This is a genomic window from Pseudomonas sp. DSV-1 (assembly GCF_035830915.1).
Taxonomy (GTDB): Bacteria; Pseudomonadota; Gammaproteobacteria; order Pseudomonadales; family Pseudomonadaceae; genus Aquipseudomonas.
Genome location: NZ_JAYMYG010000001.1, coordinates 220733 through 234672, shown reverse-complemented (window position 1 = coordinate 234672; position 13940 = coordinate 220733). Strand labels below are relative to the sequence as shown.

Below are 13940 nucleotides of genomic sequence, written 5' to 3'. Positions count from 1 at the left end.
GGTTCAGCATGCCCGCGCTCACCACCTACAGCACCCCCATTCTTGAAGAATGGGTCGATTACAACGGCCATTTGCGCGACGCCTTTTACCTGCTGATTTTCAGCTACGCCACCGATGCCCTGATGGACCGCATGGGGCTCGACAGCCAGAACCGTGAAGCCAGCGGCCATTCACTGTTCACCCTGGAGGTGCACCTCAATTACCTGCACGAGGTGAAACTCGGGGCACAGGTTGAAGTGCGCACCCAACTCATCGGCCACGACAGAAAACGCCTGCATGTCTATCACAGCCTGCACCTGGCCGGTGATGAGAGGGTCTTGGCGGGCAATGAGCAAATGCTGTTGCATGTCGACCTGGCAGGCCCGCGTTCCGCGCCGTTTGGCGAACACACCCTGGCCTTGTTGCAGGCCATCGAGCAGCAGCAACGTGATCTCCCGAAACCCGAGCATGTGGGGCGGGTGATTGCCTTGCCCTTGCCTTAAAACGACCTGTTCTTAGGCAGATCAGACATATCGCCAAACCGCCCTTGCCCACGGACCAAAGCCCTACCAGAATCAAACTTCAATCGCGCTTCATAAAAGGACCAAACCATGATGCACGCGGATTTGATAGATGAGCAGGACCTGCTGGGCCAACTGCGTGCCTTGGGGTTCGAGGTGTCGGGCAGTGCCGAACAGGCTTGCTCGGCGGCGGTATGCGGGCTGAATGAAACCAATGCCCGGGCCTTGAAGGGCATGGTCGAAAAGCTCTACACCGGCAGCGCAACGATTTTACCGGCGGTACGCCAGGCCATTGATCAGCAACTGTTGCCGGGGCTGATGGCGTTCAAGCAAAAGCAATTGCACTGAGCCGTATGGAAGCGGGCTTGCTCGCAATGCAGAAAATGCGGTCTGTCTGTTGAACCGCAGTGCCTGTATCGCGAGCAAGCCCGCTCCCACAACGGCTTGCTACAACCTCACACTGGCAAACGTCGATTCGTTACGCGCCTGATTCAAGGCGGACATCGGCCCGGCCAGCGGGGACAGCAACAGTGACTGCGGGATCTGCACAAGCGTGGTCTGCTGTGCCGTGTTGGAACCCACGCGCTCGTCCCGTGGCGGAATGCCGAAGTATTCGCGGTAGCACTTGGAGAAATGCGGCGTGGACACAAAGCCGCAGACCGCCGCCACTTCAATGATCGACATGGGGGTTTGCTTGAGCAACTGCCGCGCCCGCACCAACCTCAACTTGAGGTAGTAGCGCGACGGCGAGCAGTGCAGGTACTTCTGGAACAGGCGCTCCAACTGGCGCCGCGATACGGTGACGTAAACCGCCAGTTCATCCAGGTCGATAGGCTCTTCGAGGTTGGCTTCCATCAGCGCGACAATTTCCTGCAACTTGGGCTGATTGGTGCCCAGCATATGCTTGAGCGGTACGCGCTGGTGGTCCTGCTCGTTGCGAATGCGCTCATACACAAACATTTCCGAGATGGCGGCCGACAGTTCGCGACCATGATCACGGCTGATCAGGTGCAGCATCATGTCCAGTGGCGCAGTGCCCCCCGAGCTGGTGAAGCGGCTGCGGTCAAGGGTAAACAGGCGTGTGCTCATGACAACCCGCGGAAAGGCTTCCTGCATGGACGCCAGACACTCCCAATGCACGCTGCAATCAAAACCATCGAGCAAGCCTGCATACGCCAACGCCCAGCTGCCGGTACAGACGGCGCCCAGACGGCGCGACTGGCGCGCCTGGCTTTGCAGCCATGACACGTGCTCGCGGGTCACGGTGCGTTGAATGCCGATACCGCCGCACACGATCACCATGTCCAGAGCCGGTGCCTTGTGCATGCTGGCGTCGGGGGTCACTTGCAGACCATCACTGGCCCATACCTGGCTGCCATCCGCGCTGAGGGTGCTCCAGCGATACAACTCACGGCCCGACAACTGGTTAGCCATACGCAAGGGTTCTATCGCGGACGCCAGGGAAATGAGCGTGAAATTGTCCAGCAGCAGAAAGCCGATGGATTGAGGCGTACGGTTCTGGGGTTGGACCCCGGAGTTGAACGACGTCATCGCGATATCTCCTCACACAAAGCGGGTGATGGCCCCAGGCGCGGGCTCTTGTTTTTGCCCTCGTTGAACGGGGCTTTTAGATGGCAACGCAAATGCCATGCCTAAACTTGGATGGGCATTCAATAAAGTCTGAAAACGACGTCGCAAAGGGTCTAGGCAGGTCGTGCCAAAACTACGGTCCAGCAGGGCTGCACGGGTGTGATCCTGCGCTGTTGAGCACATTGGTATCACTTGTGGGAAGGGGGCAGAAACAGAGCTGCAATCAAATGTCACGAAAAGTACGAGTGCGCCAAAAAAGGTCGGCGTGCGCTGAAACAGCGCTGGCAGGTGTGCCTCTTCTGTGGGAGCGGGCCAGCTCGCGATGGCGTCCAGGCCAACCGTGTCGCCTGCATCGCGAGCAAGCCCGCTCCCACAAGGGTTTTCAGCATTCCACCGCACTGACCGCCAGGCCACCCCGTGAGGTTTCCTTGTATTTGTCGTGCATGTCGGCGCCGGTGTCGCGCATGGTCCGGATCACCCGGTCCAGGGAGATAAAGTGCTGCCCGTCACCGCGCAAGGCCATTTGCGCCGCGTTGATCGCCTTGACCGCCGCAATGGCGTTTCGCTCGATACACGGCACCTGCACCAGCCCGCCCACCGGATCGCAGGTCAAACCCAGGTTATGTTCCAGGCCAATTTCAGCCGCGTTGCACAGTTGTTCAGGGCTCGCCCCAAGGATTTGCGCCAGCCCCGCTGCCGCCATCGCGCAGGCCGATCCGACCTCGCCCTGACATCCCACTTCGGCTCCGGAAATCGACGCATTCTTTTTGCACAGAATGCCGATCGCCGCCGCGCTCAACAGGTAGTCGACCACATGGGCTTCGCTCACTTCATCGCTGAATTTCATAAAGTAGTGCAGCACCGCCGGGATGATCCCCGCCGCACCGTTGGTCGGTGCGGTCACCATGCGCCCGCCCGCCGCATTCTCTTCGTTGACCGCCAGTGCAAACAGGTTGACCCACTCCATGGCGCTCAGGGTTGAACCGATCACATTGGGTTTGCCCAATTCCTGCAGACTGCGGTGCAGGCGGGCAGCGCGACGGCGCACATTCAGGCCGCCGGGCAGGATGCCTTCGTGTTTCAAACCCTGCTCAACGCAGTCCTGCATGGCGCGCCAAAGCTTGATCAGGCCACAACGAATTTCGTCCTCGCTGCGCCATGTGCGTTCGTTGGCCATCATCAATGCCGCCACGCTCAGATGGTGCTTGCGGCACAAGTCGAGCAACTCGACGGCAGAATTGAAATCGTAGGGCAGTTCGGTGCTGTCCATGTCCAGCACACCGCTTGCCGCTTGCGCAGCGTCCACCACAAAACCGCCACCCACCGAGTAGTAGGTGTCGCGGTGCAGTTCACCGGCTTCGGTTTCTGCGACCAGGGTCATGGCGTTGGGATGGAACGGCAGGTTTTCGTCGATCAGGCGCATGTCTTGCGACCATACGAACGGGATCGGCATGTACCCATCCAGCAGCAGCGTCTGGCTGTGATGAAGCTGGGCGATGCGCGGGGCTATCTGCGCCGGATCAATTGCATCGGGCCACTCACCCATCAGGCCCATGATCACCGCGCTGTCACTGCCGTGGCCAATGCCGGTGGCCGACAACGAGCCATAGAGCTGCACTTCGATGCGATGTACCTGCTGCAGTTGGTCCCGTTCGCGCAAACCCTGCACAAACAGCGCAGCAGCCCGCATCGGGCCTACGGTGTGGGAGCTTGAGGGACCGATACCGATCTTGAACAGGTCAAATACGCTGATAGCCATGAGCACGAACCTTAAGGGTGTGTGCCCGCATCATGGGGTGTTTGCGATCTGCAAAAACGTCCAGCTACGACTCACCTTTGCCTGCCAGCGCCCCCGACGTTTTATACGGTGCAGAGGCATGAAAAAAGCGGTTTTTACTCATGAAACGTCTATATACGACCTCCCAAGTATCAGATACGACCCTGCCTGTACTGGATGCGACGCCCCCTGTAGGCGTTTGATTTTCGCTGTTACATGATCAGTCCTGACTCGATTGCAAGATGCGCCGGCAACACCCCTGCCGTGCATCACCCAACCGCAACTGATACGTGCGGCTTTCGATCGAAAACCGCATCCCAGACACACAGGAGTCGTTCCATGAAACATTCCTCATCGTTGTTGTTGGCTGCATTGCTGAGTCTGCCCGTCATCACCCAGGCAGCAGAACCGGAGCAATGCAGCACGGTCAACTTCTCGGATGTCGGCTGGACCGACATCACCGTCACCACCGCAGTCACCAGCGAAGTGCTCAAGGCCCTTGGCTACAAAACCAAAACCACCATGATTTCAGTACCGGTCACGTACAAGTCGCTCGCCGATGGCAAGAACATGGACGTGTTCCTGGGCAACTGGATGCCGACCATGGAAAACGACATCAAGGCTTACCGCGAGGCGGGCACCGTCGAGACCGTGCGTGCCAACCTGGAGAACGCCAAATACACCCTCGCTGTCCCCCAGGCCCTCTATGACAAGGGCCTCAAGGACTTCTCGGATATAACCAAATTCAAGAAGGAACTGGACGGCAAGATCTATGGCATCGAGCCGGGCAACGATGGCAATCGCATGATCCAGACCATGATCGACAAGAACGCGTTCGGCTTGAAAGACGCGGGCTTCAAGGTCGTGGAGTCCAGCGAAGCCGGGATGTTGTCGCAGGTCGATCGCGCCCAGCGCCGTGGCACTGAAGTGGTGTTCCTGGGATGGGAACCCCATCCGATGAACACCCGTTTCAAAATGAAGTACCTCACCGGCGGCGATGACTTCTTCGGCCCCAATTATGGCCAGGCGACCATCTATACCAACACCCGCAAGGGCTACAGCGAAGAGTGCAGCAACGTCGGTCAACTGCTGAAAAATCTTGTGTTCACCCTCGACATGGAAAGCACCCTGATGGGCAAGGTCCTGGACGACAAGATCAAACCGGACGTGGCCGCCAGGGCCTGGCTCAAACAGAACCCGCAAGTGCTCCAAACCTGGCTCGCAGGTGTAACCACGATTGATGGCAAACCGGGTCTTGCAGCCGTTCAAGCCAGCCTCGCGAAGTAATCGCGGGCGCCAGGCGACCAACCCCGCCTGGCTCCGTTTTAATCCCCCTGCATGCGGACGTTCACTACCATGCTGATTGATCAAAAAATTCCTCTGGGCGAGTACATCGCAAGCTTCGTCGACTGGCTGACCAAAAACGGTGCCAGCACCTTCGATGCCATTGCGCTGACACTTGAAACGATGATCCACGGCGTGACGTTTGCGCTGACCTGGTTCAACCCTTTCGTGTTCATCGGCCTGATCGCCTTGTTTGCCCACTTTATTCAACGTAAATGGGGGCTCACTGTTTTCGTGGCAATGTCGTTTCTGCTGATCCTGAACCTGGGTTATTGGCAAGAAACGATGGAAACCCTGGCCCAGGTGCTGTTCGCGACCTTCGTGTGCGTGATCATCGGCGTACCGCTGGGGATTCTCGCCGCCCACAAGCCGATGTTTTATACCTTCATGCGCCCGGTACTGGACTTGATGCAGACCGTGCCTACCTTCGTCTACCTGATCCCGACCCTGACCCTGTTTGGCCTGGGTGTGGTGCCGGGGCTGATCTCCACGGTGGTGTTTGCGATTGCAGCGCCCATCCGCCTGACGTACCTGGGCATTCGCGACGTGCCCCATGAACTGCTGGATGCCGGCAAGGCGTTTGGCTGCTCACGCCGCCAGTTGCTCACACGCATTGAACTGCCCCACGCCATGCCGAGCATCGCCGCCGGGATTACCCAATGCATCATGCTGTCGCTGTCGATGGTGGTGATCGCTGCCCTGGTAGGCGCCGATGGCCTGGGCAAACCGGTGGTCAACGCACTCAATACCGCCGACATTGCGCTGGGCTTTGAAGCAGGGCTGGCGATTGTGCTGCTGGCAATCATGCTCGACCGGATCTGCAAACAGCCGGAAGCCAAGACAGGAGCCGACGCATGAGTATTATTCGTTTCGATAATGTGGACGTCATCTTCGCCAAAGACCCCCGTGAGGCACTCAGCCTGCTGGATCAAGGCCTTTCGCGGGATCAGATCCTGAAAAAGACCGGGCAGATTGTGGGCGTCGAAAAGGCCAGCCTGGATATCGACAAAGGCGAAATCTGTGTGCTGATGGGCTTGTCCGGCTCGGGCAAGTCCAGCCTGTTGCGCTGCATCAACGGACTCAATACGGTCAGCCGTGGCCAGTTGTATGTGGAGCACGAAGGCAAGCAGATCGACATTGCTTCATGTACCCCCGCCGAACTGAAAATGATGCGCACCAAGCGCATCGCCATGGTGTTTCAGAAGTTCGCCCTGATGCCCTGGCTGACGGTGCGCGAGAACATCAGCTTCGGCCTGGAGATGCAGGGCCGCCCCGAGAAAGAACGACGTACCCTGGTGGATGAAAAGCTGGAGCTGGTGGGTCTGACCCAATGGCGCAACAAAAAGCCCGATGAGTTGAGCGGCGGCATGCAGCAACGGGTTGGCCTGGCGCGAGCATTGGCAATGGATGCCGATATTCTGCTGATGGACGAACCCTTTTCAGCCCTCGACCCGTTGATCCGCCAAGGCCTGCAAGACGAGCTGCTGGAGCTGCAGCACAAGCTGAACAAGACCATTGTGTTTGTCAGCCATGACCTTGACGAAGCGCTCAAGCTGGGCAGCCGCATTGCGATCATGAAAGACGGCAAGATCGTGCAGTACAGCAAGCCCGAAGAGATCGTACTCAATCCTGCCGACGACTATGTGCGCACCTTCGTCGCCCACACCAACCCGTTGAACGTTCTGTGCGGGCGCAGCCTGATGCGCACGCTGGACAACTGCAAGCGCATCAACGGCTCGGTGTGCATCGATCCGGGGGATGATTCGTGGATTGATCTGGCGGAAGGCAACACCATCAAGGGTGTGCGTCAGGGCGCCGGTGCCGTGGAGCTGCAGCGCTGGAGCAGCGGGCAGGCGGTGGAAGGTCTGGGCCGGGGGCCGACCCTGGTGGATTCGGGAATTGGCATGCGCGACGCGCTGCAAATCCGCTACCAGACGGGCAACAAACTGGTGCTGCACGACAACCAGAAAGTGGTGGGGATACTGGGCGATACCGAGTTGTATCACGCGTTGTTGGGCAAGAACCTGGGCTGACGTGCACTCATCCTGTGGGAGCGGGCTTGCTCGCGATGCAGTCAACGCGGTGTATCAGGTACACCCCGTTGATGCTATCGCGAGCAAGCCCGCTCCCACACGCGGTTTAGCTGTACACCCTGCCAAGGAGTTGGCGATGGCTTTCAAACTGGTCGAGCACGTCACGACCGATTTGCTCTTGGGTGAAGCCCATCAGGTCGTACTCCTGGTTGCCGTTGTGCAAATACACCTCGGCCCGGTAATAACGACTGCGCACTTCATCCTGTTCGGACTCGCTCGGTGCGGCCAGATAACCGTCCAGGCTGACTTCGTAGACAAACGGGTTGCCCTCTTCCATCTCCACCCGCACGCCCATGCAACGCTTGGCACTGCCCAGCAGGGTTTGCACCTCCAGGCCCCGACTGCGCAGCTGTTCTGCCGCATCTTCCAGGGCCGGGGTCACGTGTTTGTCCATAAAGCGCTGCACCACCGCCTGGGTCGGTTGCAGGTCCTGGGCAGTCAAGCGCTCGCTGAAACCTCGACGACCACGGGCGGCCAACTCGGCTTGTTCCTGCTCAACCAGGGTGTCCTGGCGCATCGCTTTGTGCAGGCCAAACATAAACAGGACCAATACCACCGAAAACGGCAGACCGGCCAGCACCACCATCGTTTGCATGGCCGCAAAGTTACCGGCGAACAACAGGCCGATGGTCACCAGAGTGATCACCGCAGACCAGAAGATACGCAGCCAGTGCGGCGCGTCTTCATCCACATCGCCGCCTTTGCACGACAGGTTGGCCATCATCACCGCGCCGGAATCCGCCGGGGTCAGGAACAGCACAAAGCCCACAAAGATCGACACGCCGATGACGATTTTCGACGCCGGGTAATGCTCAAGCAGTTGGTAAATAGCCATCGACGGCTGTTCAAGCGCCGTTTTCCCCAACTCCACCGCACCGTGGTTAACCACCAGGTCCAGTGCCGAGTTACCGAAGATCGACAGCCAGGCCAGGGTGAAGCCCAGCGGAATCAACAACACGCCCGCCACCAGTTCACGCACGGTACGACCACGGGAAATACGCGCGATGAACATCCCTACGAATGGTGCCCAGGAAATCCACCACGCCCAGTAGAACAGGGTCCACAGGCCCAGCCAGCCCTCGGTTTTCTTGCTGTCGCCTTCATACACGTACAGGTCGAAGGTTTTCATGACGATACCGTTGAGGTAGTCACCGGTGTTTTGCACAAAGCCGTTGAGCAGGTGCAGCGTGGGGCCGAACAACAACACGAAAATCAGCAAGCCGCTGAACAGCACGATGTTCAGGTTGGACAACCGGCGGATGCCGTTTTCAACGCCAGAGACAGCGGCGATGGTGGCCACAGTGCTCATCACGATGATCACGATCAGCAGGTTGGTATTGCTGTGTTCCATGCCGAACAGGTTCTCAAGCCCGGACGACACCTGCATCGAGCCAATGCCCAGGTTGGTCACCAGCCCCAGCAGGGTCACGAACATGCCGAAGCCGTCCACCGCATGGCCAGCAGCACCTTTGACCCAACGCTCGCCCATCAACGGATACAGCGCCGAACGCAGCGCCAGCGGCTGGTTGTGACGGTAGGCAAAATACGCCACGGCCAGGCCGACCAGCGCGTAAATCGCCCAGCCGTGCAGGCCCCAGTGCAGGAAGGTCAGTTGCAACGCCTGACGCGCGGCTTCGTGGCTGCCCGACACGCCTTCAGGCGGGTTGAAGTAGTGATCCAGCGGCTCGGAAGCGCCGAAATAGAGCAAGGAAATACCGATACCGGACGAAAACAACATCCCGGCCCAGGCGCCATAGCTGAAATCCGGGGTGTCTTGCTTGGTGCCCAGCTTCAGTTTGCCGTAGGACGAAAACGCCAGACCGACCACGAAGATCAGGTAAGCGGCGATCACCACCATGTAATACCAACCGAAGCTGCGCGACAGCCATTCCTGGGCAACGCCCAGAATACGACCCGCTTCTTCGGGGGCAATGATCAAAATGGCAGTCAACAACAATATCAAGGCAGTGGAGGTGTAAAACACCCAACCATTGACCGTCACCTTTTGCGGCGGGGTCTTTATAAGAGAGGCAGAACTCATTGCACGGGTGCTCCAGGCAGTGCGAGACAAGGACTTAAGGCAACGCACCACTCGACCAAAGGGTTGGATTACGACCAACGGTCGAGTGATATAAAGACACCGCTAAAAAACCGGACCCGCCCAGACCGCGTTCAGAACCTGTGTGCGTCCCCTTGAAATCAAGGGCTGCCCCGCGTGGTCTGGTGCGTTATGCCTGTTTGGACCTCCTGTCAGCGCCTGCGAAAGCCTGCTTCTGCCTAGGTTCCATGGGAATTTACCGTGTCGTTTTGCGCCATTCATGCGTAGGGAAACGACATAAATCGCGACGATTTGTCGCAGAGCTTATTCTTTGTTGATTGAACGTTCAATCAAAACAAAATAGACTGGCTGTCGTTCAGTGATGCTTATGCACTGCTCGCCGGCCCAAGGAGATTTGCGAAATGCCCAAGGTCGGTATGCAACCCATACGCCGCCAGCAGTTGATCGAAGCCACGTTGACGGCGGTCGATCAGGTCGGGATGGCAGATGCCAGCATTGCGCTGATTGCCCGTCTGGCCGGTGTGTCGAACGGCATCATCAGTCACTACTTCAAAGACAAGAACGGTCTGATTGCCGCCACCATGCGGTACTTGATGAACGTCTTGATCGACAACGTCACCGAGCGCCGCCTGGCGTTAAGCGATGACAGCCCACGGGCTCATCTGCAGGTGATTGTTGAAGGCAACTTCGACGCCAGCCAGGTCAGTGGCCCGGCAATGAAAACCTGGCTGGCCTTTTGGGCCGCCAGCATGCACCAGCCGTCGTTGCACAGATTGCAGCGGATCAACGATCACCGCTTGTATTCCAATCTGTGCTGCCAGTTTCGCCGCGTAATGCCGCAGGCCCAGGCCCGCAATGCAGCACGGGGCCTGGCAGCTCTCATCGATGGTCTATGGTTGCGGGGTGCCCTGTCGGGAGACGCGTTCGACACCGAACAGGCACAACGCATCTGCTACGAATACATGGATCTACAACTGGCGAAACAGGTGAGTTAGGCCCCAATAAATGCTTAACCCCTGAACTGTCGTGAGTTTGAGTTGCCCCAATCAGATGGCACCCGACTCACGACCAACGCCAACCACTTATGCACTTGCGAGGATTTTATGGCCCGTTTCGAACTGCAAAAACTCTACATCGACGGCGGCTACACCGACGCCGGTAGCGACGCTACTTTCGATGCCATCAACCCGGCTAACGGCGAAGTCCTCGCTCAAGTGCAACGCGCAACCAAAGAAGACGTCGAGCGCGCGGTTGTCAGCGCTGAAAAGGGCCAGAAAATCTGGGCCGCCATGACGTCCATGGAGCGCTCGCGCATCCTGCGTCGCGCCGTGGAAATCCTGCGCGAGCGCAACGATGAACTGGCCGCCCTGGAAACCCTGGACACCGGCAAGTCGTACTCCGAAACCCGTTACGTCGACATCGTGACCGGTGCCGATGTACTCGAATACTACGCAGGCCTTGCACCCGCCATTGAAGGCGAGCAAATCCCGCTGCGCACCACCTCTTTCGTTTACACCCGCCGCGAGCCGCTTGGCGTTGTAGCCGGTATCGGCGCGTGGAACTACCCTATCCAGATCGCCCTGTGGAAAGCCGCACCGGCACTGGCTGCCGGTAACGCGATGATCTTCAAACCAAGCGAAGTCACCTCCCTGACGACCCTCAAGCTGGCCGAGATCTTCACCCAGGCGGGCCTGCCGGATGGCGTGTTCAACGTACTGACCGGCAGTGGCCGTGAAGTCGGTACCTGGCTGACCGAGCACCCGCGCATCGAAAAAATCTCGTTCACCGGCGGCACCGACACCGGCAAGAAAGTCACCGCCAGCGCCACCAGCTCGTCCTTGAAAGACGTGACCATGGAACTGGGCGGCAAGTCGCCCCTGATCATTTTCGACGACGCCGACCTGGATCGCGCCGCAGATACCGCGATGATGGCCAACTTCTACAGCTCGGGTCAGGTGTGCACCAACGGCACTCGCGTGTTTATCCCGACGGCCATGAAGGCTGCGTTTGAAGCCAAGATCCTGGAGCGCGTTGCGCGCATCCGCATCGGCAACCCGGAAGACGAAAACACCAACTTCGGCCCGCTGGTCAGCTTTGCTCACATGGAAAGTGTGCTGGGCTACATTGCCAAGGGCAAAGAAGAAGGCGCCCGCGTACTGTGCGGCGGCGAACGCCTGACCCAGGGCGATCTGGCCAAGGGCGCATTCGTGGCACCTACCGTGTTCACCGACTGCACCGACGAGATGACCATCGTCAAGGAAGAAATCTTCGGCCCGGTGATGAGCATCCTCACCTACGACACCGAAGAAGAAGTGATCCGCCGCGCCAACGACACCGAGTTCGGTCTGGCTGCGGGCGTCGTGACCCGGGACCTGAACCGCGCCCACCGCGTCATCCATCTACTGGAAGCGGGTATTTGCTGGATCAACGCCTGGGGCGAGTCCGACGCAAAAATGCCGGTAGGCGGCTACAAGCAATCGGGCATTGGCCGTGAAAACGGCATCAGCTCGCTGGCTCAGTACACCCGGATCAAATCGGTACAGGTAGAGCTGGGCGACTACGTCTCGGTGTTCTAAACCCAACTGGCAGCCGATTACCTGTAGTCGCTGCCACAGGCTGCGATGAAGTCCGTGGAGGCTTCGGGAAAACGGGTTGCTGAGCAACCCTTCGCAGCCTTCGGCAGCGACTACAGGCTTGTTTATTTCAAAGAGGGTGCATTTTATGTCCCAAGAATTCGATTACATCATCATTGGTGCCGGCTCTGCCGGTAACACCCTGGCGACCCGTCTGACTGAAGACCAAGGCGTCACCGTGCTGCTGCTTGAAGCGGGCGGCCCGGACTACCGTTTCGACTTCCGTACCCAGATGCCGGCCGCCCTGGCATTCCCGCTGCAGGGTCGTCGCTACAACTGGGCCTTCGAAACCGATCCAGAGCCACACATGGACAATCGCCGCATGGAATGTGGCCGTGGCAAGGGGCTGGGCGGTTCGTCCCTGATCAACGGCATGTGCTACATCCGTGGCAACGCGATGGACTACGACGGCTGGGCAAAACTGCCAGGCCTCGAAGACTGGGATTACCTGAACTGCCTGCCGTACTTCCGTAAAGCCGAAAGCCGCGACATCGGCCCCAACGATTACCACGGTGGCGATGGCCCGGTCAGCGTGACCACGCCCAAAGCCGGGAACAACGTGTTGTTCCACGCCATGGTTGAAGCAGGCGTACAGGCCGGCTACCCGCGTACCGAAGACCTGAACGGCTATCAGCAGGAAGGTTTTGGCCCGATGGACCGCACCGTGACGCCTAACGGCCGTCGCGCCAGTACCGCCCGTGGCTACCTGGACACCGCCAAGCAGCGCTCGACACTGACCATCGTGACCCACGCCCTGACCGACAAGATCGTTTTTGAAGGCAAGCGCGCCGTTGGCGTTTCCTACATGGTCGGCGACAGCGACACCCGCATCCAGGCCAAGGCCCGTAAAGAAGTGCTGCTGTGCAGCGGCGCAATTGGTTCGCCAACCGTGCTGCAACGCTCCGGCGTCGGCCCGGCCGAACTGCTCAACAGCCTCGATATTCCGGTCGTTCACGACCTGCCGGGCGTTGGCCAGAACCTGCAGGATCACCTTGAGCTGTACCTGCAGTACGCCTGCACCCAGCCGGTTTCGCTGTACCCGTCGCTCTTGTGGTGGAACCAGCCGGCCATTGGCGCCGAGTGGATGTTCCTGGGCAAAGGCATTGGTGCCAGCAACCAGTTCGAAGCCGGTGGTTTTATCCGCACCCGCGAAGAATTCGAATGGCCGAACATTCAGTACCACTTCCTGCCGGTAGCGATTAACTACAACGGCAGCAATGGCGTAAAAGAACACGGTTTCCAGGCGCACATGGGCTCCATGCGTTCGCCAAGCCGTGGCCGGATCAACGTGAAGTCCAAGGACCCGCGTGAGTACCCGAGCATCCTGTTCAACTACATGGCAGCCGAGCAAGACTGGCAGGAATTCCGTGACGGCATCCGCCTGACCCGCGAAATCATGCAGCAGCCTGCGCTGGATGCGTACCGTGGCCGCGAAATCAGCCCTGGCATCGACAAGCAGACCGACGAAGAGCTGGATACCTTTATCCGCGAACACGCCGAGACTGCATTCCACCCGTCCTGCTCGTGCAAGATGGGCACCGACGAGATGGCCGTGGTAGACGCCGAAGGCCGCGTGCATGGGATGCAGGGTCTGCGTGTGGTCGATGCGTCGATCATGCCGCTGATCACGACTGGCAACCTCAACGCACCGACGATCATGATTGCCGAGAAAATCGCCGACAAGATCCGTGGCCGCCAGCCGTTGCCGCGCAGCACTGCCGACTACTACGTGGCAGGCGATGCACCGGTTCGCGGCAAGCCGCTGCGTGAAGTCAGCCGTACCGCGCAGTAAGCACACCACCCTGTAGTCGCTGCCGCAGGCTGCGAAAAGTGCCGAAGGACCTTCGCTTTTGAAATGAGCGAACCCTTCGGGCCCGATCGCAGCCTTCGGCAGCGGCTACAGGTTTGTTGCCGTTTTTGGTTTCATCTTCCCCCCCCGCTTGC

General features: G+C 59.1%; 11 protein-coding genes. 8 read left to right on the top strand and 3 right to left on the bottom strand.

Going from position 1 to position 13940, the window contains the following annotated elements; all coding sequences use genetic code 11:
- Positions 1 to 8: 8 nt before the first annotated feature.
- Positions 9 to 482 (top strand): thioesterase family protein, encoded by a 474-nt coding sequence (locus VSQ83_RS01135; RefSeq protein ID WP_326425067.1) that lies wholly within the window; start codon positions 9 to 11, stop codon positions 480 to 482.
- A 108-nt stretch (positions 483 to 590) separates the two neighbouring features.
- Complete coding sequence (locus tag VSQ83_RS01130) at positions 591 to 848, top strand: hypothetical protein (protein ID WP_133075226.1); 258 nt, start codon at positions 591 to 593, stop codon at positions 846 to 848.
- Between the two features lie 99 nt (positions 849 to 947).
- On the opposite strand, the gene VSQ83_RS01125 is transcribed toward VSQ83_RS01130, so the two are convergent.
- On the bottom strand, positions 948 to 2051 hold the full coding sequence (locus VSQ83_RS01125) for a GlxA family transcriptional regulator (protein WP_133075225.1): 1104 nt from the start codon (positions 2049 to 2051) through the stop codon (positions 948 to 950).
- Between the two features lie 421 nt (positions 2052 to 2472).
- Complete coding sequence (locus tag VSQ83_RS01120) at positions 2473 to 3849, bottom strand: L-serine ammonia-lyase (protein ID WP_326425065.1); 1377 nt, start codon at positions 3847 to 3849, stop codon at positions 2473 to 2475.
- Between the two features lie 357 nt (positions 3850 to 4206).
- Here VSQ83_RS01120 and VSQ83_RS01115 point away from each other — a divergent pair, with 357 nt between their 5' ends.
- From VSQ83_RS01115 to choV, 3 genes are all read left to right on the top strand, one after another.
- Entirely contained in the window at positions 4207 to 5154 is a 948-nt protein-coding gene (locus VSQ83_RS01115) for a choline ABC transporter substrate-binding protein (RefSeq protein ID WP_133075223.1), read from the top strand.
- A gap of 69 nt (positions 5155 to 5223) precedes the next feature.
- The gene (gene choW / locus VSQ83_RS01110) at positions 5224 to 6069 is read left to right on the top strand and encodes a choline ABC transporter permease subunit (RefSeq protein ID WP_133075222.1); all 846 of its coding nucleotides are present in this window, start codon (positions 5224 to 5226) and stop codon (positions 6067 to 6069) included.
- Positions 6066 to 7244: a choline ABC transporter ATP-binding protein gene (gene choV / locus VSQ83_RS01105; protein WP_133075221.1), complete on the top strand. Its 1179-nt coding sequence runs from the start codon at positions 6066 to 6068 to the stop codon at positions 7242 to 7244. The genes choW and choV overlap by 4 nt, the downstream gene beginning before the upstream one ends.
- Positions 7245 to 7350: 106 nt before the next feature.
- Here the strand turns inward: choV and VSQ83_RS01100 are convergent, their stop codons facing one another.
- Complete coding sequence (locus VSQ83_RS01100; RefSeq protein WP_326399150.1) at positions 7351 to 9288, bottom strand: BCCT family transporter; 1938 nt, start codon at positions 9286 to 9288, stop codon at positions 7351 to 7353.
- 476 nt (positions 9289 to 9764) lie between these two features.
- On the opposite strand from VSQ83_RS01100, the gene betI reads away from it, so the two are divergent.
- From betI to betA, 3 genes are all read left to right on the top strand, one after another.
- On the top strand, positions 9765 to 10358 hold the full coding sequence (gene betI, locus VSQ83_RS01095; protein ID WP_019822931.1) for a transcriptional regulator BetI: 594 nt from the start codon (positions 9765 to 9767) through the stop codon (positions 10356 to 10358).
- 108 nt (positions 10359 to 10466) lie between these two features.
- Entirely contained in the window at positions 10467 to 11939 is a 1473-nt protein-coding gene (betB, locus tag VSQ83_RS01090) for a betaine-aldehyde dehydrogenase (protein WP_326398605.1), read from the top strand.
- A gap of 145 nt (positions 11940 to 12084) precedes the next feature.
- Positions 12085 to 13788 carry a choline dehydrogenase gene (gene betA / locus VSQ83_RS01085; protein WP_133075218.1) on the top strand — a complete coding sequence of 568 codons (1704 nt, stop codon included), beginning with the start codon at positions 12085 to 12087 and terminating at the stop codon, positions 13786 to 13788.
- Positions 13789 to 13940: the final 152 nt, after the last annotated feature.

What these genes read in the sequence shown, in the direction of transcription:
- VSQ83_RS01135 (WP_326425067.1), top strand. Translation starts at nt 9, where the DNA reads ATGCCCGCGCTCACCACCTACAGCACCCCCATTCTTGAAGAATGGGTC.
- VSQ83_RS01130 (WP_133075226.1), top strand. Translation starts at nt 591, where the DNA reads ATGATGCACGCGGATTTGATAGATGAGCAGGACCTGCTGGGCCAACTG.
- VSQ83_RS01125 (WP_133075225.1), bottom strand. Translation starts at nt 2,051, where the DNA reads ATGACGTCGTTCAACTCCGGGGTCCAACCCCAGAACCGTACGCCTCAA.
- VSQ83_RS01120 (WP_326425065.1), bottom strand. Translation starts at nt 3,849, where the DNA reads ATGGCTATCAGCGTATTTGACCTGTTCAAGATCGGTATCGGTCCCTCA.
- VSQ83_RS01115 (WP_133075223.1), top strand. Translation starts at nt 4,207, where the DNA reads ATGAAACATTCCTCATCGTTGTTGTTGGCTGCATTGCTGAGTCTGCCC.
- choW (WP_133075222.1), top strand. Translation starts at nt 5,224, where the DNA reads ATGCTGATTGATCAAAAAATTCCTCTGGGCGAGTACATCGCAAGCTTC.
- choV (WP_133075221.1), top strand. Translation starts at nt 6,066, where the DNA reads ATGAGTATTATTCGTTTCGATAATGTGGACGTCATCTTCGCCAAAGAC.
- betI (WP_019822931.1), top strand. Translation starts at nt 9,765, where the DNA reads ATGCCCAAGGTCGGTATGCAACCCATACGCCGCCAGCAGTTGATCGAA.
- betB (WP_326398605.1), top strand. Translation starts at nt 10,467, where the DNA reads ATGGCCCGTTTCGAACTGCAAAAACTCTACATCGACGGCGGCTACACC.
- betA (WP_133075218.1), top strand. Translation starts at nt 12,085, where the DNA reads ATGTCCCAAGAATTCGATTACATCATCATTGGTGCCGGCTCTGCCGGT.